The sequence below is a fragment of the Psychrobium sp. nBUS_13 genome (assembly GCF_051201665.1).
Taxonomy (GTDB): domain Bacteria; phylum Pseudomonadota; class Gammaproteobacteria; order Enterobacterales; family Psychrobiaceae; genus Psychrobium.
This window is the reverse complement of the sequence record NZ_CP179210.1, coordinates 2641894-2662332: the sequence shown is the minus strand read 5'-3', so window position 1 is coordinate 2662332 and position 20439 is coordinate 2641894. Positions and strand designations below refer to the sequence as shown.

General features: G+C 41.9%; 19 protein-coding genes. 11 read left to right on the top strand and 8 right to left on the bottom strand.

What is annotated here, in order from left to right; translation table 11 throughout:
- Positions 1 to 139: 139 nt before the first annotated feature.
- The 7 genes from ACMAZF_RS12215 (at position 140) to ACMAZF_RS12185 (ending at position 7202) form a co-directional block, all read left to right on the top strand.
- Positions 140 to 1324 carry an acetyl-CoA C-acyltransferase gene (locus ACMAZF_RS12215; protein WP_435274094.1) on the top strand — a complete coding sequence of 395 codons (1185 nt, stop codon included), beginning with the start codon at positions 140 to 142 and terminating at the stop codon, positions 1322 to 1324.
- 70 nt (positions 1325 to 1394) lie between these two features.
- Entirely contained in the window at positions 1395 to 2171 is a 777-nt protein-coding gene (locus ACMAZF_RS12210) for an enoyl-CoA hydratase (protein ID WP_435274093.1), read from the top strand.
- On the top strand, positions 2171 to 3301 hold the full coding sequence (locus ACMAZF_RS12205) for an enoyl-CoA hydratase/isomerase family protein (protein ID WP_435274092.1): 1131 nt from the start codon (positions 2171 to 2173) through the stop codon (positions 3299 to 3301). The genes ACMAZF_RS12210 and ACMAZF_RS12205 overlap by 1 nt, the downstream gene beginning before the upstream one ends.
- Before the next feature lie 2 nt (positions 3302 to 3303).
- Entirely contained in the window at positions 3304 to 4194 is an 891-nt protein-coding gene (gene mmsB / locus ACMAZF_RS12200) for a 3-hydroxyisobutyrate dehydrogenase (protein WP_435274091.1), read from the top strand.
- Positions 4195 to 4350: 156 nt separating this feature from the next.
- Positions 4351 to 5652: an HD domain-containing phosphohydrolase gene (locus tag ACMAZF_RS12195; RefSeq protein WP_435274090.1), complete on the top strand. Its 1302-nt coding sequence runs from the start codon at positions 4351 to 4353 to the stop codon at positions 5650 to 5652.
- A 41-nt stretch (positions 5653 to 5693) separates the two neighbouring features.
- Positions 5694 to 6239, top strand: coding sequence for a heme NO-binding domain-containing protein (locus ACMAZF_RS12190; protein ID WP_435274089.1), 546 nt, complete (start codon positions 5694 to 5696; stop codon positions 6237 to 6239).
- A 3-nt stretch (positions 6240 to 6242) separates the two neighbouring features.
- Complete coding sequence (locus ACMAZF_RS12185) at positions 6243 to 7202, top strand: sensor histidine kinase (protein WP_435274088.1); 960 nt, start codon at positions 6243 to 6245, stop codon at positions 7200 to 7202.
- On the opposite strand, the gene ACMAZF_RS12180 is transcribed toward ACMAZF_RS12185, so the two are convergent.
- From ACMAZF_RS12180 to ACMAZF_RS12160, 5 genes are read right to left on the bottom strand one after another with little or no spacing between them, the layout of a single operon-like run.
- Positions 7195 to 8139 carry a glycosyltransferase family 2 protein gene (locus ACMAZF_RS12180; RefSeq protein ID WP_435274087.1) on the bottom strand — a complete coding sequence of 315 codons (945 nt, stop codon included), beginning with the start codon at positions 8137 to 8139 and terminating at the stop codon, positions 7195 to 7197. The genes ACMAZF_RS12185 and ACMAZF_RS12180 overlap by 8 nt on opposite strands.
- The gene (locus ACMAZF_RS12175; protein ID WP_435274086.1) at positions 8132 to 9265 is read right to left on the bottom strand and encodes a polysaccharide pyruvyl transferase family protein; all 1134 of its coding nucleotides are present in this window, start codon (positions 9263 to 9265) and stop codon (positions 8132 to 8134) included. The genes ACMAZF_RS12180 and ACMAZF_RS12175 overlap by 8 nt, the downstream gene beginning before the upstream one ends.
- Positions 9255 to 10526 (bottom strand): O-antigen ligase family protein, encoded by a 1272-nt coding sequence (locus tag ACMAZF_RS12170; RefSeq protein ID WP_435274085.1) that lies wholly within the window; start codon positions 10524 to 10526, stop codon positions 9255 to 9257. The genes ACMAZF_RS12175 and ACMAZF_RS12170 overlap by 11 nt, the downstream gene beginning before the upstream one ends.
- Positions 10481 to 11872, bottom strand: a complete 1392-nt coding sequence (locus ACMAZF_RS12165) for a GumC family protein (RefSeq protein ID WP_435274084.1) — start codon at positions 11870 to 11872, stop codon at positions 10481 to 10483. Before ACMAZF_RS12165 ends, ACMAZF_RS12170 begins: the two co-directional genes overlap by 46 nt.
- A gap of 8 nt (positions 11873 to 11880) precedes the next feature.
- Entirely contained in the window at positions 11881 to 13152 is a 1272-nt protein-coding gene (locus tag ACMAZF_RS12160) for a polysaccharide biosynthesis/export family protein (RefSeq protein WP_435274083.1), read from the bottom strand.
- Between the two features lie 646 nt (positions 13153 to 13798).
- On the opposite strand from ACMAZF_RS12160, the gene ACMAZF_RS12155 reads away from it, so the two are divergent.
- From ACMAZF_RS12155 to ACMAZF_RS12145, 3 genes are all read left to right on the top strand, one after another.
- On the top strand, positions 13799 to 14521 hold the full coding sequence (locus tag ACMAZF_RS12155) for a hypothetical protein (protein ID WP_435274082.1): 723 nt from the start codon (positions 13799 to 13801) through the stop codon (positions 14519 to 14521).
- A 16-nt stretch (positions 14522 to 14537) separates the two neighbouring features.
- Positions 14538 to 14810: a hypothetical protein gene (locus ACMAZF_RS12150; RefSeq protein WP_435274081.1), complete on the top strand. Its 273-nt coding sequence runs from the start codon at positions 14538 to 14540 to the stop codon at positions 14808 to 14810.
- A gap of 275 nt (positions 14811 to 15085) precedes the next feature.
- Positions 15086 to 16393, top strand: a complete 1308-nt coding sequence (locus ACMAZF_RS12145; RefSeq protein ID WP_435274080.1) for a HipA domain-containing protein — start codon at positions 15086 to 15088, stop codon at positions 16391 to 16393.
- Positions 16394 to 16478: 85 nt separating this feature from the next.
- Here ACMAZF_RS12145 and ACMAZF_RS12140 read toward each other — a convergent pair whose 3' ends face one another.
- The 3 genes from ACMAZF_RS12140 to ACMAZF_RS12130 all read right to left on the bottom strand — a co-directional run bounded on the left by ACMAZF_RS12140 (position 16479) and on the right by ACMAZF_RS12130 (position 19129).
- Complete coding sequence (locus ACMAZF_RS12140; protein WP_435274079.1) at positions 16479 to 17270, bottom strand: sugar transferase; 792 nt, start codon at positions 17268 to 17270, stop codon at positions 16479 to 16481.
- Between the two features lie 2 nt (positions 17271 to 17272).
- On the bottom strand, positions 17273 to 18133 hold the full coding sequence (locus ACMAZF_RS12135) for a WecB/TagA/CpsF family glycosyltransferase (RefSeq protein ID WP_435274078.1): 861 nt from the start codon (positions 18131 to 18133) through the stop codon (positions 17273 to 17275).
- A gap of 171 nt (positions 18134 to 18304) precedes the next feature.
- Positions 18305 to 19129, bottom strand: coding sequence for a hypothetical protein (locus tag ACMAZF_RS12130; RefSeq protein WP_435274077.1), 825 nt, complete (start codon positions 19127 to 19129; stop codon positions 18305 to 18307).
- A 327-nt stretch (positions 19130 to 19456) separates the two neighbouring features.
- Between ACMAZF_RS12130 and galU the strand changes: the two genes are divergently transcribed.
- The gene (galU, locus tag ACMAZF_RS12125; protein ID WP_435274076.1) at positions 19457 to 20365 is read left to right on the top strand and encodes a UTP--glucose-1-phosphate uridylyltransferase GalU; all 909 of its coding nucleotides are present in this window, start codon (positions 19457 to 19459) and stop codon (positions 20363 to 20365) included.
- Positions 20366 to 20439: the final 74 nt, after the last annotated feature.

Below are 20439 nucleotides of genomic sequence, written 5' to 3'. Positions count from 1 at the left end.
ACTTTTCACCAATAATTAATTCTGACTTGTACTAAAGTTTACGTTGGCGTCAACGGTATCTTAGGGTAATGTATCGATTATCAATTTTCTAACATGATAATTTATACATCGTGTTACCGTTAAGTTATCGGAGCTAATTATGAGTAATCAAGAACAAATCGTTATCGTACAGGCCTTACGAACCCCAATGGGGGGCTTTGGTGGCTCGCTAAGTCAAGTGGCTTCCCCCACCTTAGGTAGCGTTGCTATTGCTGGGCTAATGGATTCAACAGGTTTAGCTAAAACAGACGTTGATGAAGTGATTATGGGTTGTGTCTTGCCAGCTGGCTTAGGTCAAGCACCTGCTCGTCAAGCTGCACTTCAGGCCGATTTATCCTTAGATACTGTATGTACAACCATTAATAAAGTTTGTGGTTCAGGTATGAAGGCTGTGATGATGGCTCATGACTTTATTAAAGCAGGTAGTGCCAATGTTGTGGTTGCTGGTGGCATGGAAAGTATGAGTCTTGCACCATACATGTTGCCAAAAGCACGTCATGGGATGCGCATGGGACATGGCGAAGTTAAAGATCATATGTTTTTAGACGGTCTTGAAGATGCTCAAACAAGTAAAGCAATGGGCTGTTTTGCCCAGCAAACTAGTGATGACACTGGATTTACTCGTGAGCAAATGGATGATTTCGCAATAGCATCTTTATCACGTGCTAACGCTGCAATCGATTCTGGTGCATTTGAAAACGAAATTGTTCCTGTGACTATTAGCTCTCGTCGTGGTGATACTGTAGTGAGTATTGACGAACAGCCAGGTAATGCCCGTGTTGATAAGATCCCTAGTTTACGTCCTGCGTTTGCAAAGGACGGTACTATCACAGCAGCTAACGCTAGCTCAATCTCAGATGGCGCATCAGCGTTATTGATTATGACCGCAGGTGAAGCTAAAAAACGCGGTTTAACACCGCTTGCAGCCATTAAAGCCCACGCGACTCACGCACAGCACCCGAGTGAATTTACCATTGCCCCAGTTGGCGCAATGAATAAAGTGTTAGCGGGCGCAGGTTGGTCGACAGATGATGTTGATTTGTATGAAATTAACGAAGCGTTTGCCATGGTAACAATGTTAGCGATGAAAGATCTGGAATTAGATCATAACAAAGTTAATGTTAATGGCGGCGCGTGTGCGCTAGGTCATCCACTGGGGTCAAGTGGCTCTCGAATTATTGTGACATTGCTTCATGCACTTAAAAATAAAGGATTAAGCAAAGGTGTTGCCAGCCTCTGTATTGGTGGCGGTGAAGCGACAGCGATTGCAGTAGAAATGCTATAACAACACAACGAAGCGTCTTATCGATTGATAACGGCGCTTTTTTTATGACGACATTTAATAGGAAGTGTTTATGACTCAGTTATTACAATTATCAAAACAAGAACATACCGCGGTCATTACCATTGCGAATCCGCCTGCTAATACGTGGACAAAAGAAAGCTTAACGTTATTGCGTGATATGGTTCGTGAATTAAATGATGATAAAGAAATTTATGCATTAGTTATCACGGGAGAAGGTGAGAAGTTTTTTAGCGCTGGCGCTGACTTAAACGTATTCGCAAGCGGCGATAAAGGCACTGCAGCAACGATGGCAACAGTCTTTGGGGAAGCATTTGAAACCCTGGCTAACTTTAGAGGTGTTTCTATTGCGGCCATCAATGGTTATTCAATGGGTGGCGGTTTAGAAGTTGCGCTTGCTTGTGATATTCGTATTGCCGAAGAACAAGCACAAATGGCGTTGCCAGAAGCGGCGGTAGGATTATTGCCGTGTGCTGGTGGTACTCAGAATCTTAGCTTATTGGTCGGCGAAGGTTGGGCAAAACGCATGATTTTATGTGGTGAACGAATCACTGCCCAAAAAGCAGAGCAAATTGGTTTAGTTGAAGAAGTCGTAGAAAAAGGCGGTTCGTTAGAAGCAGCGCTTAAATTAGCTAAACAAACCGCTAAGCAATCGCCAGTGAGCGTGACTGCCTGTAAATCGCTTATTCAAATGGGCCGTGGTGGTTCAATCAATAGCGCATTGCCATTAGAGCGTGAAAAGTTCGTTGCATTATTTGATTCAAATGATCAAAAAGAAGGCGTTAATGCGTTCCTTGAAAAACGCAAACCGCAGTGGACAAATAGTTAATGGATACTAATAACGCCGTTATTTATAACGCTCATGAAACGGGAGATGGGCATTATATTATTCAGGCGACTTTAAATAGTGAAAAATCCCTTAATGCATTAAATCAGGCGATGATTGATTCATTGTTACCTGCGCTTGAACGATTTGAGCAAGATGAAACCGTGGTTGCTATCGTCCTTGATAGTATGGGTGACAAAGCGTTTTGTGCGGGTGGTGATATTGTTGAACTGTATAAAGCAATGAAAGAAAACCCTGGTCAACGTCAGCCCTTTGTTCAAGACTTTTTTGTACAAGAATATAGCCTAGATTATGCCATTCACACCTACAGTAAACCTATTGTGGTCTGGGGTAATGGATATGTGATGGGTGGTGGATTAGGGCTATTCGCTGGCGCCAGTCACCGCATCGTGACTGAATCATCGCGCGTTGCTATGCCTGAGATCAGCATTGGATTGTATCCTGATGTTGGCGGCACTTATTTTTTAAACCAAATGCCTGACAATTTGGGATTATTTCTTGGACTGACCGCGGCGCAAATGAATGCTGCTGATTGTTTGCAAGTAAAACTCGCCGATCACTTTTTGTTGCATGAGCAGAAAGCTCAATTGATTGAAGCGCTGGCGCAGCAAAGCTGGACCATGGATCGCGATGTGAATCGCCAATTGGTGAGTCATTGTGTAATGAATCTTGAAAAAACGGTTTATGAGCAAATGCCTAATGGCAATATTGCAACCCATCAAGCTGTTATTGACGACGCCGTTAATCAACCATCGTTAGCCCAAACAATGCAAAAAATCGCCTCATGGGGCGATGAAGATAGCTGGTTAAAACGCGCCAAACGTTCAATGGTTAACGGTAGCCCACTGTCGGCGCGTATTCTTGAACGTCAACTTGCCGCTGGCAAAGAATTATCGTTGGCACAATGTTTTAAACTCGAATTACAACTGTCTGTGTTAAGTGGTGAGATTGGTGAGTTTGCAGAAGGTATTCGCGCGTTGTTAATTGATAAAGATAATCAACCTGCGTGGAAATTCAGTGATGTAGAGAGCGTAGATGATGCGCTTGTTAACGAACTATTTAATCCAATATGGGATGACTCATCTCATCCACTAAAGCTAAAAGGAGCCTAATCATGGCAAAAGTAGGATTTATTGGCCTAGGAAATATGGGTGGGCCTATGGCCATCAACCTAGTAAAAGCCGGCCATGACGTGAGTGTGTTTGATTTAAGCAGTGATGCAATGAATAGCGTTGTACAGCATGGCGCTACGTCAACAGCTAGTGCAAATGAAGCCGCGACAGATAAAGACTTTGTAGTGACCATGTTGCCAGCAGGTAAACATGTGAAAATGGTTTATTTAGGCGAAAGCGGTTTACTGAGCGTTGTTAACAAAGATACGCTGTTGATTGATTCTAGTACCATTGATGCTGATAGCGCGAAAACTGTCGCTGCTCAAGCGGCACAGCAAGGCATTGCCTTCATGGATGCGCCAGTATCTGGCGGCGTTGCTGGCGCGGCTGCTGGCACTCTAAGCTTTATTTGTGGCGGTAGTCAGCAGCATTTCGAACGCGCTAAAACAGTGCTTGATAATATGGGTAAAAACATATTTTTAGCCGGTGAAGTAGGTGCAGGTCAAATTGCCAAAATTTGTAATAACATGTTGTTGTCAGTGTTAATGGCTGGCACAAGTGAAGCATTAAAAATGGGCATGGATAATGGCTTAGATCCATCAGTCTTGTCTGACATTATGCTAAAAAGCTCAGGCCGTAACTGGTGTTTAGAGCTTTATAATCCTGTTCCTGGTGTGATGGAATCAACCCCAGCGAGTAATGATTATCAAGGCGGTTTTATGGTTGATTTAATGCTTAAAGATTTAGGTTTAGCGGCGCAAGCGGCTCAAATGTCTAAGTCGAGCACGCCACTTGGCGCAATGGCTCAAAGCTTGTATTCAATGCACAGTAATGGTGGTAATGGCACTAAAGACTTCTCAAGCATTATCGAGATGTTTGCCACAAAAAAATAGTGAACAAATTTACTATTTGAAAATGAAAGCTGTGCTTGAGAAAGTACGGCTTTTTTATTACTTTTTTCTTTACTTGCCAACTAATTAGCGATATATCTAGAGTATGTTTTGTGTACTTTTCAATGAATAACTAGATCACAACAGGAGAGGGAATTTATGAGCATACAAGATACCGAACTTGCGCTGCGTTTGAACCTGCTTCTGCTTGATGATGAGCAGGACATACTTAATTCACTTAAACGCTTATTACGTAAAGACTTCAATATAGTCACTTTTACTGAAGGCCCGTCAGCGATTGATTATCTGCGTGAACATCCCATCGACATTATTATTTCAGATATGCGGATGCCGATAATGAATGGCGCCGAATTTTTTACCCATGCCAAAGATATTCAGCCTAATGCAATTCGAATTTTACTCACTGGTTATAGTGACATGGAAACGACGATTCAGGCAATTAATGACGGTGGCATCTATACCTATATTGGTAAGCCATGGGAAAATCAAGAACTTAAATTATTGTTAAGTCAAGTATCAGAACATTACCTTCTCAAGAAGAAAACACGCGTGCTTAATGAACAATTAAGCGATGCTAATGATCGACTTACTCAGTTTAATCATACGCTTGAACAAAAAGTAACTGAGCGCACCGCCGCTCTAGTGCAAAGTAAAAATAAGTTGTCTAGCGCGCTTAAATCTCAAAATTCGTTGTTACATGATGTCTTAGATATGATGTCGACAACTATTGAATACCGTACTGGTTTTGGTGCTGGCCATAACAAACGCGTCGCTTTGCAATGTAAGGGGGTTGCACGTTATTTAGCCCTTGATGACGCAACATGTCGTCGTATTTATCTTTGTGGTTTGTTACATGAAATCGGCACTGTAGGGTTAAGTGATGATGTGATTGCTAAGGTCGGAGTCGGGACTGGTAAGCTTGATGATGAGTTTATGCACCATCCAGTCATTGGTGCAAAAATTGTGGCCCGGGTTTCACGATTCGATGCACTGACTGAAAATATTTTTCATCAAAATGAAAATGTCGATGGCACCGGTGTACCAGATCATTTAGCGGGTGATGATATCCCTATTGGTGCGCGAATTATTCGCGTTGTTAAAGACTTTGATTTCTTAATTGCAGGTAAAGAGAATAAACAGTTAATGTCAGTGCCAGATGCTAAATCGTGGTTAATGTCACGGGCGGATACTTGGTATGACAAAGTCGTTGTTAGTGCACTATTTTCAGTGATGAATGAGCGCAGTGATTTCGGGGAAGATATTGAATATAGCGTTGGCATAGAAGGTCTAAAAATTGGCGATACCTTACTTGAAGACTTGGTGCTAACCAATGGCAATATCATGCTAACAGCCGGCCAAGAGATTACGGCACCAATGATAGAGAAATTACGAAATTACGAAGATAATTACGATACAAAAATTACATTATTTATTGCTTAATATGATGATTTAAAATTTGTTACTTTAACAGGGAGAGAGGTATGCAAGGTGCTATTTTTAGTGCATTTTCAGACATGATTATTGAGAAAATGGGGATGGAACAATGGAATGAACTCATTGATAAAACAAGCCCAACGTCAAACGGTATTTATACTTCTGGGGCTCAATACGAAGACAGTGAACTGATTAATATGGTGGTTGCATTGTCTGAGAAAACAGGTATTCCAGCCGAAAAATTAGTGGAAGCATTTGGCCAATATTTGTTTGATATTCTCTATAAAAACAGTCCAGTTGATGTGTCAAAAATAGATAATTTACGTGAATTCTTGTTGGCAATTGAAGATGTAATTCATGTCGAAGTTAAATGTTTAAATCCTGATTCCTACCTACCAACGTTTAATTATGAAGACGGCCCCAATGGTGAGTTAATTATGTATTACAGTTCAAAACGAAAATTATGCCATGCGAGTATTGGCTTGATTTTCGGCGCCGCAAAACAGTTTGATGAGGCGATAGAGATTAGTCACCCACAATGTATGCACGACGGTGCTGAACGTTGTAAATTAATCGTCAATTTCGTTGGATAATACATGGCTGAAGAAAATCCCTATAAAGCGGCTTATGAAAGAGAGCGCCAAGCACGGCAGATGGCCGAATCCTTGCTGGATGATAAAACTCGCAGTCTTTATGAGAATGTCGTTAAGCTTGAAAGCACAGTCGCTGAACTTGAAGAAGCTCAAGATAAATTAATCCAGTCTGAAAAGATGGCTTCTATCGGTCAGTTAGCGGCGGGCGTTGCCCATGAGATCAATAATCCGATAGGATTTAGTTTGAGTAACCTAAATACACTCTCTGACTACCTTGAGAGTATTTTAGCGCTGGATAAGCTCGTCATGGGATCGCTTGCCAATATGACTACGCAAGACTTCTTAGTAAAGTATCAAGCACTTCGCCAAGATCAAGATATTGATTTTATTTGTGAAGACATTGAATCTTTACTGGGTGACAGTGTTAAAGGACTCAATCGCGTGAGTGCTATTGTCGCTAACCTTAAAAAAGTAAGTCATAGCGGTGACTTAGAAAAAGATCCCTGTGACATCAATGAAGTTATCGATGAAGCACTTAAAGTCGTGTGGAGTGAATTGAAATATACGATGAAGGTCCATAAAGAGTATGGAACACTGTCAAATTTGTTGTGTCATGGTGGTGAAATTACGCAGGTATTGATGAATCTATTTTTAAATGCATCATACGCCTGTGAAGAAAATGGAGAGTTAGATATTCGCACGTATCAAACGACGCTTAAGAACAGTGAGTGGATTATTATTAAGGTGCAAGATAATGGCAAAGGCATGGCGCCAGAAGTCGTTAAAAAGATATTCGATCCATTTTTTACCACCAAGCCAGTCGGCGTTGGTACTGGACTGGGACTCTCTGTTTCATTTGGTATCATCGATAAACATGGTGGTACTATTAAGGTTCATAGCGAGGAATGTAAGGGGACAACCTTTACTATCTTGTTGCCCCTGATAGAGCCTGTTGTTAGCTGATATGATTTTTAAAGCGTTGACCTAGCGTTAGACTTTGTCTTATCCATGACCAAATGAATAAACCATAGCGATGTTTGGGTTTGAGTTTACAGCGCGGATCTCGCAATAAAGCTCTGGCTCGTGAAAATTGTCCCCCCGTGATATTGAGCTTCGCAATATGACATAAATGAGCCGCACTATATCTGAGCATAGTGTCTTTACTTGCTTGTGAGCGATTAGCGCTCATTGCCTGATGAGATAAACGCACGCTAAACGGACATTCTTCATGCGGCACGTTTAAGTGACAAGCGCGGTTTGTGGCATCACGATGATACAGCGATTGAATTGACGGTGAATAGGCAATATCACTGGCCATTGCCGCACGTGCAAAGAAATCTTGATCTTCCCCCATAGGCTCGTTTAATGGGAAGTTGCCAATGTTATTCACCAGTGATTTGCGCACCGTAATTGATGACATCGTAAATGGTAGATCGCCTTTTGAAGCCACATCAAAGTAATCCTCGAGCAGCTCGCCAGTTGGATCGACGTCTTTGAGATTTACTTTGGCATCGACGTATTTATTACCCGGCTCGATAACTTGATAATGGGTTGCATAAACACCCGCTTGTGGAAACTTAGCCACCAAATTAGCAATTTCCTCAAGATACAATGGCAGCCACTGATCGTCGGCATCGATAAAGGCAATAAACTCATGTTTGGCGAGCGAAATCCCCGTATTTCTGGCACTGGAAACACCGCCGTTGTTTTGCTGCACCAAGGTCACATTGTCGATGTTACATTCACTCACCAGCCGAGGGCCATTATCGGTTGAACCATCGTCAATCACAATAATCTCGCTTGCTGCATAAGACTGTTTAGCAATGCTATTAAGGGTTCTAATGATGTGTTGTTCTTTGTTATAAAGTGGAATAACAACGCTAAATTGTGGCTTATTCATAATCAGTACTCCAATTTAATAGGGTTTGAGATAGTGCGTCTTCAACGGATAGCTGCGGCGCAATAAAACCTTGTTTAAGACCGTCATTAATTCGCTGAGAAATAGCACTAATAGAAAACTCATCAGCACTGTATTGATATTTATCGGCTAATCCGATTTGCTGACACCAGCCGGTACATTTACTGTGATAGTTAATTGATATCACTGGCGTTTGCGCTAGATAGCCAAGAATAGCGCCGTGTAGGCGCATGCTAATGATGGCTTGATATTGGCTAAGATCCTTGAGTACAGCTAATGGATTATCGTCATACGGTTTAACGACTAACGGTAATTTGCCACATAGCTTGTTAAAGATGGCGTGATTGATTTGACCATCGCCAAGTTGACAATGGCCGTTAAAGGTCAACAGGGTAATTGGCTCACCTGTTTGGTGATAAAGGGTTTCGATTAAACGCGCGATCTGAGTTATGCGTTCACGCTCGGCGTGAATATCCACTTCGCCAAAAGCATTAACGGCGACCGGGCATAAGGCCAAAGCGATACCACGACGCTCCTTAGGTTCAGGAATTTGAGTGCTATAAAGCAAGGTTGGTGCTAAATCAAAGGTCAGTTTAGTGTTTGCCTGTGGCGCAATAGCTTGGGCTATCGCAAGGCTTTCTTTGTCGCGCAGGCCAACAAAAGGGCACTCATTGAGAAATTGAGCACAGGCTTTTTCAGCGGCTACATTGGCAAAAGGACCTAAACTCACACCAACAGCACGAGATTTTCGATCATAGGCTAACTTAAGCATGTGACGTTTAAGATTGATGTCTGATTCGCTATGTAGTACCGAACCACCACCAAAAATCACGTTACTACTTCGCAATGCAGCGCGATAGTGAGTCAATCTGTTGTAACCGGGAAACGCCTGTTGTTGATGCAAAGGAAACTGATGACTGACCAATAAACCTTTATCGGGGACACCGTACAGTCCTAAGCTGATGCGTTTGTGATTTAACATGTGTTTAGCGCCCCATAATGTTGAATACATTAAGGCATCGTCACCACTGTTTTGCATGCCGTAGTAACCAACGACATAGCTATCATATTGCTTTAAGCGATTGCTTTGTTTTTTTTTAATATGCATAGTGAACTCCTGATTTTTTTGGGTTTAAAGCCATGCCAATCCATAGCAGTGCAGGCCAATAAAGGTAGGCGAGAATTTCTAGGTTCTCGAAAAATGAATAACACACCAGCACCATCACCATACAAAATGCGCTTGGCGACATTGGCGAGTGATAACTAGTTAGCAGTAGATATAGCGCGGTAAATACTAGTGGTATTGCCAATGCGAGAAGCCCGACCATTCCTTTGACAAATAACAGACCGTACCAGCTGTGATGGGTGCCAATTGGCATAAATTCAACAATTTTAGGGCCGCGCTCGACAATGCCATGTCCCCAAATCGGCGCTTCAGTTTCCCAGCGTTGCACCGCAATGTTTGCCAGTGCGCTGCGTACCCGCGTTGAATCGGGGCGTGCGGCTTTAATGTCTGAATACAAGGTGTAAATCCAATCATAAATCGCTTCTGCCGCCAGTAAAAATAAGCAGGTTATTACGCCGATAATAATCAACATCAACGGACTTTTGATTTTACCAAGGAACATCAGCATTGGAATAAGCATAATGAAAATAGCCCAGCCAGCGCGTGATTGCGATAATAGACACATCACAGCACAGCCAGCGATGCCCCAATTTCTATAGCCTGTGTTTTTCTCTAAGCTACAGAATATAAACAACATGCACGCCATCAAACCAGCAGCAGGCGCCCATGGTGCGAAAAAACGCCAGCGACCGATGCCTGTTTCAGGATTAAGACCGTAAAAACTAACGGTGAAAAAGTCAGGACAAGGACCACCAATTACTTTTAATGGCGATATAAATAAATCTGCTGGCAGCTTCAGGATATAAGCGGCAACCGTAATTACACCGAAGAACAGTGAATGTATGGCGATAATACAAGCGGCGCGAATAATGATTTCACGCTTAATGTTGACCATAGCGCCTAAAAAAAGAAATAGCGGTAGTAATGCCCAGCCTTTCGCCCAACCAATTGTTGATTTAATGGTTTTGCCAAGGCCTAGATCCCAGTTAGCGTGTGCCACGAATAGCGCGACTAGTAACACTAAGCCACCGCCAATCCACAGCCACAAAATACTAGGTAGATACACTGAATTGTCGATACCTTTGATATACCAGCGCAACATAGCTACGCCGAAGATCATCCAGCCAATCACTGAGCCAGAAACATATAAGGCTCCGATAGCAAAGCAAGGGTAGGTAAGCACCATGGCATACCACACTAGCTTTTCTTCAGTAGTATTTCGATTAAGTGTGCACGTTGCCATATGATGATTAATCCTAAGGTGACGAAGAAAATACCTGCGAAGGCGGCGATGAACGCAATTAACTTACGTGGACTACTTTTAAGCGCTGGGTAAGAAGGACTCGCCAGTAATTGAATCACTGGGTAAGACGCAAAGATATCGGCACGACTCGCTTCGATACGAGCAGCAGCTGAGGTAAAAATGGCTTCGGCCATATTAAATTCGCCTTCTAAACGCTCTAGTTCAATAACTTCACGTGAATAAACTTTAAGTTGATCTGTCATGCGAGTGATAGAACGTCCTAGGTCAGTTAGCATCGATTTTTGGCCTTGGAAATTGGCAAAAGCGTCGATGAGGTCGGCAAATAACTGCGCGCGTTTTGGCGTTAACTCTAAATCTAAGCTAGTAAAAATAGCAGCAGAATCGATGCCAAAGATTTCACGAGAACGATTAGCAATGGCATTGCGAGTTAACTGTAAGCGATTTTGTTGAGCAACCACTTTAGGGTGCTTTTTACCCCAGCGCGCGCTGTATTCGGTTAGCGTACTCACCGTGGTAGATAGCTCACGCGCAAAAGCGTGAAACTCAATATCAGATTGCAAAGTAAATGCTTGACCAGCATGACGTGGCGACACACCTAATTCTTCACTTAATTGATTGATGTATTCTTTTAGTTTTTGTACCTCGGCGCTGGTGTAAAGATGCTTTTCTTTAACGCCAGATAAGGTGCGAATTAATTGATCCATTTGATCGCTTGAAACAAGCATTGAGTGCTGCTGAAAATCGACAATCGCATTACGCGTATCGTTCATGCGTTCTTGATATTGACCAAGAATGTTCTTGATACTTTGATCGCGACGTAATACTTCATCGGCACGTAAATTATCGAGCTCTTGTTGAAACGATTGATAGAGCGCAAACGCTTTTGCTTGCGCTTGTTCGCGACTGCTGCCTTTGACTTGTAGAGTAATAATTGACGTTTGCTCGGTTAGCTTGATTTTAGCGCGGCCAAAATTAACAGGCGAAATTTGCATGCTGTCTGCAGCGCGCTCAATCACGGTGCGGCTTGATAACATCTCTTTGTAATTAATACGTGGGTTAAAACCACCGCCAGAGAATGGCATATTAGTTTTTGAAACGACTTCACCAATATCGTTAAGTGACACACTTGAACTGTTACCTGTACCTGGCAATACCAACTCCATATCACTGGTGTAAACGGGTGTTTTGGCGAGATACAGCGCAGTAAACAGACCAATTAGCGCGTAACACATTACCGCAATCACCAAGTAAGGATGTTTTAGCGTACGGTAGATCTGAGCTCTGATCAGACCATACCTATCTAAAGGGACAATTGGATATTTCATATCATCACCTACAGTAACTTAAACGGGGTTATCAACTCGGCAATAGCCTTAGCGATATCACGTAGGTTAGTAACATTAGAGTCATAACAGGCAACCGCATCGTTTGGCATCAAATACGGGTTGATGCTGTTTTTGCTTGGCATCGTAAGTAGTTTTTCCACCGAGCGTTCAATCACTTGAATTTGCCCTGTTAGCGGGTTCTTGCTTGAAAGCACAATGCGGCGCGGCGCGTTAGTCCAGTCTTTACCACCAACACAGTTGGCTGAAACCGCTGCTTGCAGTAAGCGCGTGCCATACGGCAGGCTGGTGGAATACTTTCCAATCGCCGCACTCGTGTTATCGCCCGCAGAATCAATTAAATTTGACATAAATACGCGGAATCCTTTTGGCGTAATTTGGCTCGGTCTAACAAGATGTGGTTGGAAACAACCGGTGCTTGGCACAATCACGCGATCGCCAGCCACCAATGGATAATCTTTTACTAGTTTGCCAGTCAGCACGCCAGTCATATCCACCTGTACTTGCCAGCCTTTACGTAGCAACATCACTTGATCTAATTTGGCATCAGGACGAATACCCGAGGCGGCGCGTAATGCTTCAGACAACAAACGGGTAGGTGAGTAATCGCCAGCAGCTGCTAGACGATCTTCTTGCGTTGCTCTTGGCAATTTGTCATTAATAAGCACGCGACCCGGTTGAAAAACCGCGCCAGCTACCGATACTTCAATTGCTGACCAGTTAAGTACTTGAATAGTGACTGCGGCGGTTGCAGGTTGGAAGATATAGTTACGTACGAGCGCCAACTCTATTTCTGTTTCTAGCGTATTAGTCGTGTCGCCAGCAGCCGCTATTTTTCCGATTTGTGGGATCTTCACTGCGCCGCTATTATCAACAATATAACGACCAGAAAACCCTTCGCCGTCTTCGATATTCACTTCGATTAAATCACCTGGGCTAAGCAGTAAACCTTGTGCCAAAATAGGATCAACGCGCATATCTGGTAAATCATTGGCAGCGCTTAGGTTAAGTGGTTGGTCGGTGTAGTAGTTAACTGGCGCTGCGGTATTTTGTAATTGCAAACAATCAAGGCCACGAGAAAAATCTGCACTTGGCGGCGCCTCATGCACAAACTTATCACCCGAGTTATCCATCGCACCGTAAAACTGTGCATCACCGCGATCTAAGTCGCTTGAATAGTGTCTGACACAGCCCGTTAAATTGAGCGCAACAATGCTATAAGCGATCATCGATAATTGAATAAATCGTTGTCTCTTTAACATATCGCACTCCTTGTAGTTGTTTATCCAGTGGGTGGCTGTTTCGTGTTTTCAAATGTGGTTATGAGTTACATAACATTGGATTGCAGGGAGCGTACCAAGATTAAAATGTTAATTAAGGTGCTGTTTTGTAATGGTTTTATTTGTTGAAGTGAAGGTGGTTAAATGTGAGGATTTGCGTTTTGCAACGCGGGAATAGGGCCGTTTGCAAAAATGGAAGAGAGGGGGGAATTGCTAAATTTCGCTTACTATCAGGGATTTTTGCGCCTTTTATGTGTTTACTTTTAATCAGATGATTTAAATCATTGTAAATATTATGAACAAACCTATCTTGCTGTTTTCGAGTGAAAATAGTACGAATTTTTATCATACTGTTTTTCGTATATTAAGCTGTTAACTTCACTAAAATGGATCGTAACTCAAAATATAAGAATTAGTAACTTACCAAGAGAAGAGCTTGTTGATCTATGGAAACACCTTTCTCCTCCTGAATTAAATGAGTTGATTTTCAACAGCAATAAGAAAGAGATTGATATCTTATTTGGGCATATGTCTGAAAGAGGGATTGTTGAGACTGTACAATCACTAGAACCAGAGGCTCTTACAAAAGTTTTAAAGACTTACCTCTCGTGCAATCAATAATTTGTTTATGTTTTCTAACACTAAGTTGACCCTAGACATTCTAAAAAAGTCAAATCCTGAACTAAGAGATAGAATTTTAAAATCAATGCCTATAGCTATAGATCAACGTAGGATGTTTTTAGAGCTCGCTGAAGAAGAGTCTGAGATAGAAAATGACTATAAATATTTTATGTCAGATAAAATCGAAAAATCTCATGAGAAGGATGCTTTCAATAGACTTAAAGACATCGAAGAAAGGGAAAGGTATCTTGAAAGAAGACAGCGAGCAAGAGAAGAGCAATACGCTGTTCAACTTGACGATTTACGGCAGCAGATTACAGAATCGGAGAAGGAAATACATCAGAGGCAAAATAAATATAAAAGTGTTGCAGCTGGGCTTTTGAAAAAAGAGCATGAGCTTCGAGATAATATTCGAATACTTCAAGAAGAGCATCAAAAGCAAGTTCAAGAAAAGATTGAGTTGAAAGTTCCAGAATTTGTGGAATCTGCTGTTGGAGCTTTAAAAGAAAAAGAAAAGATCTTTTCCGAAAAAGCTGAAACATGGAATTTTCATGGGAGTATTTCTTTAGGGTTAGCTATCGCGTCAGCCATTGGTGCATTGATTTACGGTGGTTTTGAATTCAATTCGGCAGCCAAAGACAACATTGATTGGTTTTTCTTTTCTTTCCTTTTGTTAAAAGGCCTAATTAGTAGTTTCGCTATTTGGGGCATTTGCAAAGCATGCTTATAACATTGGAAATGCTTATATGCATGAATCGCTAAAGCGAAGTGATAGAATGCACGCAATTAATTTTGGAAAGTTGTATCTCGAAGTTTATGGAAATGACGTAAGTCAAAATGATATGAAGGCTATTTTTGAAAACTGTAATATGAACAGTGATAGTGCATTTACTAAAATACAAGCTTCTGATTTTGAACCAAAGGTTGTAGAGCAAGTTACACAAATGATTAGTGCCATTTCAAAAGCGACGCAAAGTAGTGAACGTGAGGATAATAAGCTGCTCAAGCAGGACAAATGATAAAAAAGGACACTAAAAACTTTCTAATTGTTTTTTAATTACTTAAATCACCTATACTTGAAAGCTCAGTATTTATAAATATTACTGAGCTTTTTGTTTTGTGATTTTTATAATGGGGATAATCAGTAACTATCGCTAAAGCCTTGGGTTGAAGTGCAAGAACATATTATCAAACAACTAGCGGAAAAAGCTTGCTAGTTATTCTCGTCATTAATTGTTAATATTAATTCTATAACTCAATAATAACAGCTGTTTCAAAGGAACCTAACCTCGTCATGATTGACCGACTTATACGTTATTTACGAATGACTGGGCAATGTAGTTCATCCGAGTTGGCTGACTTTTTGTCTGTGAGTGTTTCAACGGTTTCTCGTCATCTTATTCAGTTAATTGATGACGGAAAAGTAGTGCGTTTGGGTCAAGGTAAGAATATTCGTTACATCTACCTTCGCGCGGTTAAGGGAATAACTCAGCCTGTCATGGTTAGGCAGGTAGATGAAAATGCGGTTATTCATCAACTCGGCAAGTTATGGATTATTGAAAATGGTAGCGTTTTGGAAATGGATGATGAAATAGTTGTCTATGATGATTTACCTTGGTTTTTCTTTGATTTAAAACCTCAAGGGTTTATTGGCCGTTTAATTGGTAAGCGGGTTGCACCAAATTTACAAGTGTCGCCACGAGTCGATGGCTGGAGCAGTGATGATGTGTTGCGCTATTTAGTATTAGAGCCAAATAGTACGCCGGGTAATTTCGAGTTGTATAAAGACTTTGATACCTTGCGAACCATTAAGTCAAGCGTTCCTTCGCGTGAACGAATATTAGAGCGCTACGAAGCTCATTTAACTAAGCCAATGTTTACTGATTTTGAAGAGGCTGGTGGCTCATCTGCTGGTGGCGAACAACCAAAGTTTAATGCATTTCTTGGCACGTCTAAGATTGTTAAATATAGCCAACCGCTTAATGTGAATAATGCCAATGCTGAGCGGGTGAAAGATTTACTCATTTGCGAGCATCATGCGTTGAGCGTATTGTGTGAATACAATAGTTACGCGGCAAAAACAGAAGTTTTCGTTACAGAGCAGCGAGCTTATTTAGAAGTCACGCGTTTTGACAGAACTATTGTGGGGCGTGAAGAAGGTCAAATCGGTATGGTATCGCTTGAAAGTGTGATTGCTGAGTTTATTGGTTATGTAGAAAATTGGTCTGATGCCGCTGATAAACTGCTGACGCAAGAGATTATTAAACCTGATCAAGCTGAGTTGCTAAAACTTTGGTTATCGTACAGCAGGCTAATCGGTAATACGGATACCCATAATGGTAACGTATCGTTATTTTTAGAGGGGATAACCCCATCTAGACTAACGCCGGCTTACGATATTTTACCAATGGCATACATGCCAAATAACGCCGATATTCCAACGCCTAAGGTGAAAATTGTTCGTCCTGATAATGTCAGTGATGACACTTGGCAACAGGCGAAATTACTCGCTTGTGATTTTTGGCAAAGAGTTTCTGAGGATTCAAATATTTCGGAGCCCTTTAAAGCTGTGGCTAATGAGTGGTTAGCGGCTATTTTGTAAAAATTGGATTTAACTTCGCTGATAAAGCTCCCTATTTAGTAGTAAATAGGGAGCTTTTGTTTCAGGTTCATGAATCTAGCCTTTCCTAATACGCGCCTTTTGCCATTAATACCGCTGGTACTGTCAAAAACAGTAGCTTGATATCAAGCCAGGGGCTTTGCTTAGCGATGTACTGTGTATCTAATTCAACTTGTTGCTCAAAGTTGATATCGGCGCGGCCAGATACTTGCCACAAGCCGGTTAACCCCGGTTTTGCATGCAAACGTGCTTGTTGCTGGTGGCTGTATTGCTCGACTTCACTAATTAGCGCAGGTCTTGGGCCAACCAGACACATGTCGTCGTTTAACACGTTAAATAACTGTGGCAATTCATCGATTGAGTATTTGCGAATGAACCAGCCGATGCAGGTGATGCGCGGATCTTTTTTAAATTTTTGACACAAACCCTGACGATTGCTTTTTGCGGGATCTGGTGCTTTAAATCGCGGATCTGTTGGCAAGTACATTGAGCGCAACTTATACATGGTGAAGCGGCGACCGTTTTCACCAACACGCAGCTGTGAATAGAAAACCGAACCACGACTTTCGAGGCGAATAAGTAACGCGACGGTTAGTAATAACGGGCTTAATAAGACTAGCATGGTCAATGATAACAATTGGCCAACAACCAATGGTAAACCGCGATGGCCACACTTTTTCGACGGTGTTCTTTTAGTCGCAACAGTTTTAGGCGCAACAGTTTTAGACGTAGTAGCTTTTGGCATTCTATTCGGCACATTGCCTGGCATTCTTTTGGGTACTCTTTCTGGTATTAGGGCAATACGATACGCTTGGGCGATGATGTTTTTGTTGGTTCGATCGATGAATTGAATAGCCATGATTAAGCTCCTTTCTTAGCTAAGCCAAGAATGTAAGTGCGAAATAGGAATAGGGGATTACCAACAACGTAGCGTTTGAACTTAACGCGGGGCTCTTGTAATAAGCGCCACAACCATTCGCCACCTAATTTACGCAGCCATAACGGCGCACGTGGAATGTTGCCACTGAAAAAATCAAATAACCCGCCGACCGCTAACACGGTGCGACATTGCAGCTTATCTTTGTGCTGGTTGATCCAGCGCTCTTGCTGCGGTGAGCCCATTGCAACGAGTAATACATCACAATGACTGTCGTTAATCGCATTGACTACTTGCTGGTTATCATCATCGTTAATGAAACCGTGATGGTAGCCAGCGACGCTGAGCTTGGGAAAATCGCGAATGAGATTATCGCGCATTTCACGAGCAACCCCTGATTCTGCGCCAAGTAAATAAATAGAGCGTTGGTGATTGATGCACTGCTGACACAATAGTGGTAGAACATCGGTGCCATTAACGTTGTCTTGCAACTGATAGTTGGTATGGCGCGCTGCCATACGCATGCCGCTGCCATCAGCGAAGAGAGCATCGGCGTTGCTTAATTCGCGATTAAATTCCGCGTGCTCAACCGCGAGATTAATTGAATGGGCGTTAACGAAAAAGCCAACTTTGGGGCCAAGCGGATTGGCTTTAGTCGTCATCCAATTAACCGCTTGAGTTTTACTGACGTTACGAATATCGAGCCCAAATAGATTGACGATATAGGGCGCATTGTTCACACGTGGTTTATTGTGATTGGCTGGTTTTTTTGCTGTAACACGTTGCCACAGACTAAATAGTGAGTTCGTGGCTGACGGTGATTTATTTACGCTTGCAGTTTTCATAAATACACTCCCTGTTAAAGGTTGGTATTGCAGTTATTGTTCGTTCTATACAGCTGATTGCTTAGGTTGTGCCATTATTTTTATTTTAATTAAGTCGTTGAATTTGTGTTGTTTTGTAGTTTTTTTTGGTTTGCTGAGTATTTAATTTACTCGCAGAATAGAAATCCATTTTCATTTTGCGAGGCGTGAATTAAGCGGTGAGCTGGTGATTTGCGGCGACTTATTGATGGCGCGATGACAAAAGTTGGGAAAGTTGTGCAACGTTTTTTGGGTTTGTTCGAGTAACAAATCATCGCGGCGAGACGTTTTACGTTTTTTGGTAAACAAGCGCTGTAATTTTGCGATTTTGTTGGCCAATACAAACATCAGGTAATGTGTTGCTCGTTCAAATGAGCCACTGCGAAGCGGGCCATAATTGCGGTGTCTAATGAAATCCGTTAGGTAATCGCTGCTGGTGTTATTCCATTCTTGCGGGATTTCTTTAACAAATCGACATCCTTCGCTATGGCTGATGACATGACTATTTTCTCCCCAACCAACATCATATTGCGGCTCTACTTTGTCATGGCGATGGGTGATAATACGCTTCAACCAATTACGAGCCTGAGGGCAGTTTCTAATAATCATAACGCCAGAGTTAAAGCGATGAGAATAGCCTTTGGCCATGTAGATTGATTTTGCAGGCACAAAGAGTGTGTTTAGGGGCGGGCAGGTATCATTTATAAAAGCATCTGCGTCAACAAACATTACTTGTTGGTATCCTGCGCGTAGTGCCGTGTACATTAAGGTCAATTTGAGCCAGCAGCAGTTGATACCCATCGGTGAATAAAATGGCTTGGAGACGACTTCATAGTGATAACCGTGCTTTTGGGCATAGGTACGATGCGACGCAAGGTGCTTAAAGTAACGCCACTGATATCCATTTAAGGCAATGCTAAATACCAGCGTTGTATGGCGCGATGCTTTTTTTTCTGCTTGAAAAGGTGCTTCAATCATAGTGCGTCCTGTCAGTTGAATTTATAATCCCTAAACCTGATAGCAAGTAGTATTCCTGTTCATTAAATTTTATTAATCCGTTGATTTATATTGTTTAATTTTTTGGCGTAACGTTGCTGGACTGTGTTGTTTTGCAAAATACGAGCATTTATTAGTGCTGCGCATTGCAAGATGCAAAATTCTGAGGATTTAAATGATAGGAATTTAAACTTTATTATTTTGAAACAATGACTTGGTAAAATGGCACGGATGTCGCTATGTAGTGTTAAACGATAAATTGATTTGATATTTGATTCGCTACATTTAGCAAGGACAAAGGTGACTATCATGAACGGTTTAGCCAACAATAGAGTAAAGAAAGCAGTGATCCCGGTTGCAGGTCTTGGTACGAGAATGTTACCTGCGACCAAAGCAATTCCCAAAGAAATGCTGCCGATTGTCGATAAGCCAATGATTCAATATATCGTCAACGAATGTATCGCTGCTGGTATTAAAGAAATCGTATTAGTAACTCATTCTTCTAAGAATGCCGTTGAAAATCATTTTGATAAGTCTTTTGAGCTAGAAAGCACCTTAGAACAGCGTTTTAAGCGTCAATTGCTTGATGAAATTCACTCAATTTGTCCTTCAGACGTGACGATTATTCAGGTACGACAGGGCGAAGCAAAAGGGCTAGGGCATGCGGTATTAAAAGCCCGTCCTATTGTTGGCGATGAACCTTTTGCAGTTGTGCTACCTGATGTGATTATTGATGAAGCATCTGCTGATCTAAGAAAGGAGAATTTAGCGGCGATGTTGGCCAGATATAATGACAATCAAATCAGTCAAGTGATGGTAGAGCCTGTTCCTAGAGTGCTGGTGAGCCAATACGGTGTTGCTGACTGTAACGGTTGCAAATTAGAGGCAGGAGCTTCTAGACCCATAATTCGAGTGGTTGAAAAGCCTGCAATAGAGGAGGCTCCATCCAATTTAGCAGTGGTAGGGCGCTATGTTTTATCTAGTGCAATTTGGGCATTACTTGAAAATACCCCAGCAGGCGCAGGCGATGAAATTCAGCTAACTGATGCAATAGAGAAATTAATTCATCATGAAATGGTGGAAGCTTTTCATATGTCTGGGCGCTCTCACGATTGCGGTAGCAAACTAGGTTACATGAATGCATTCGTAGAATATGGCCTACGTGACGCTAATCTAGGGGAGAAATTTAAAGAGAAGCTACAAGCAATTTTAGCTTAATATCACTTATTGTTTTTTCATCCATCGCGGTAGGCTATGAGGCCACCGCGATTTTTCATTTTTAAAGTTTTGTT

Excerpts from the sequence above, each read along its gene's own strand:
- ACMAZF_RS12215 (WP_435274094.1), top strand. The coding sequence starts at position 140 with ATGAGTAATCAAGAACAAATCGTTATCGTACAGGCCTTACGAACCCCA.
- ACMAZF_RS12210 (WP_435274093.1), top strand. The coding sequence starts at position 1,395 with ATGACTCAGTTATTACAATTATCAAAACAAGAACATACCGCGGTCATT.
- ACMAZF_RS12205 (WP_435274092.1), top strand. The coding sequence starts at position 2,171 with ATGGATACTAATAACGCCGTTATTTATAACGCTCATGAAACGGGAGAT.
- mmsB (WP_435274091.1), top strand. The coding sequence starts at position 3,304 with ATGGCAAAAGTAGGATTTATTGGCCTAGGAAATATGGGTGGGCCTATG.
- ACMAZF_RS12195 (WP_435274090.1), top strand. The coding sequence starts at position 4,351 with ATGAGCATACAAGATACCGAACTTGCGCTGCGTTTGAACCTGCTTCTG.
- ACMAZF_RS12190 (WP_435274089.1), top strand. The coding sequence starts at position 5,694 with ATGCAAGGTGCTATTTTTAGTGCATTTTCAGACATGATTATTGAGAAA.
- ACMAZF_RS12185 (WP_435274088.1), top strand. The coding sequence starts at position 6,243 with ATGGCTGAAGAAAATCCCTATAAAGCGGCTTATGAAAGAGAGCGCCAA.
- ACMAZF_RS12180 (WP_435274087.1), bottom strand. The coding sequence starts at position 8,139 with ATGAATAAGCCACAATTTAGCGTTGTTATTCCACTTTATAACAAAGAA.
- ACMAZF_RS12175 (WP_435274086.1), bottom strand. The coding sequence starts at position 9,265 with ATGCATATTAAAAAAAAACAAAGCAATCGCTTAAAGCAATATGATAGC.
- ACMAZF_RS12170 (WP_435274085.1), bottom strand. The coding sequence starts at position 10,526 with ATGGCAACGTGCACACTTAATCGAAATACTACTGAAGAAAAGCTAGTG.
- ACMAZF_RS12165 (WP_435274084.1), bottom strand. The coding sequence starts at position 11,872 with ATGAAATATCCAATTGTCCCTTTAGATAGGTATGGTCTGATCAGAGCT.
- ACMAZF_RS12160 (WP_435274083.1), bottom strand. The coding sequence starts at position 13,152 with ATGTTAAAGAGACAACGATTTATTCAATTATCGATGATCGCTTATAGC.
- ACMAZF_RS12155 (WP_435274082.1), top strand. The coding sequence starts at position 13,799 with ATGTTTTCTAACACTAAGTTGACCCTAGACATTCTAAAAAAGTCAAAT.
- ACMAZF_RS12150 (WP_435274081.1), top strand. The coding sequence starts at position 14,538 with ATGCATGAATCGCTAAAGCGAAGTGATAGAATGCACGCAATTAATTTT.
- ACMAZF_RS12145 (WP_435274080.1), top strand. The coding sequence starts at position 15,086 with ATGATTGACCGACTTATACGTTATTTACGAATGACTGGGCAATGTAGT.
- ACMAZF_RS12140 (WP_435274079.1), bottom strand. The coding sequence starts at position 17,270 with ATGGCTATTCAATTCATCGATCGAACCAACAAAAACATCATCGCCCAA.
- ACMAZF_RS12135 (WP_435274078.1), bottom strand. The coding sequence starts at position 18,133 with ATGAAAACTGCAAGCGTAAATAAATCACCGTCAGCCACGAACTCACTA.
- ACMAZF_RS12130 (WP_435274077.1), bottom strand. The coding sequence starts at position 19,129 with ATGATTGAAGCACCTTTTCAAGCAGAAAAAAAAGCATCGCGCCATACA.
- galU (WP_435274076.1), top strand. The coding sequence starts at position 19,457 with ATGAACGGTTTAGCCAACAATAGAGTAAAGAAAGCAGTGATCCCGGTT.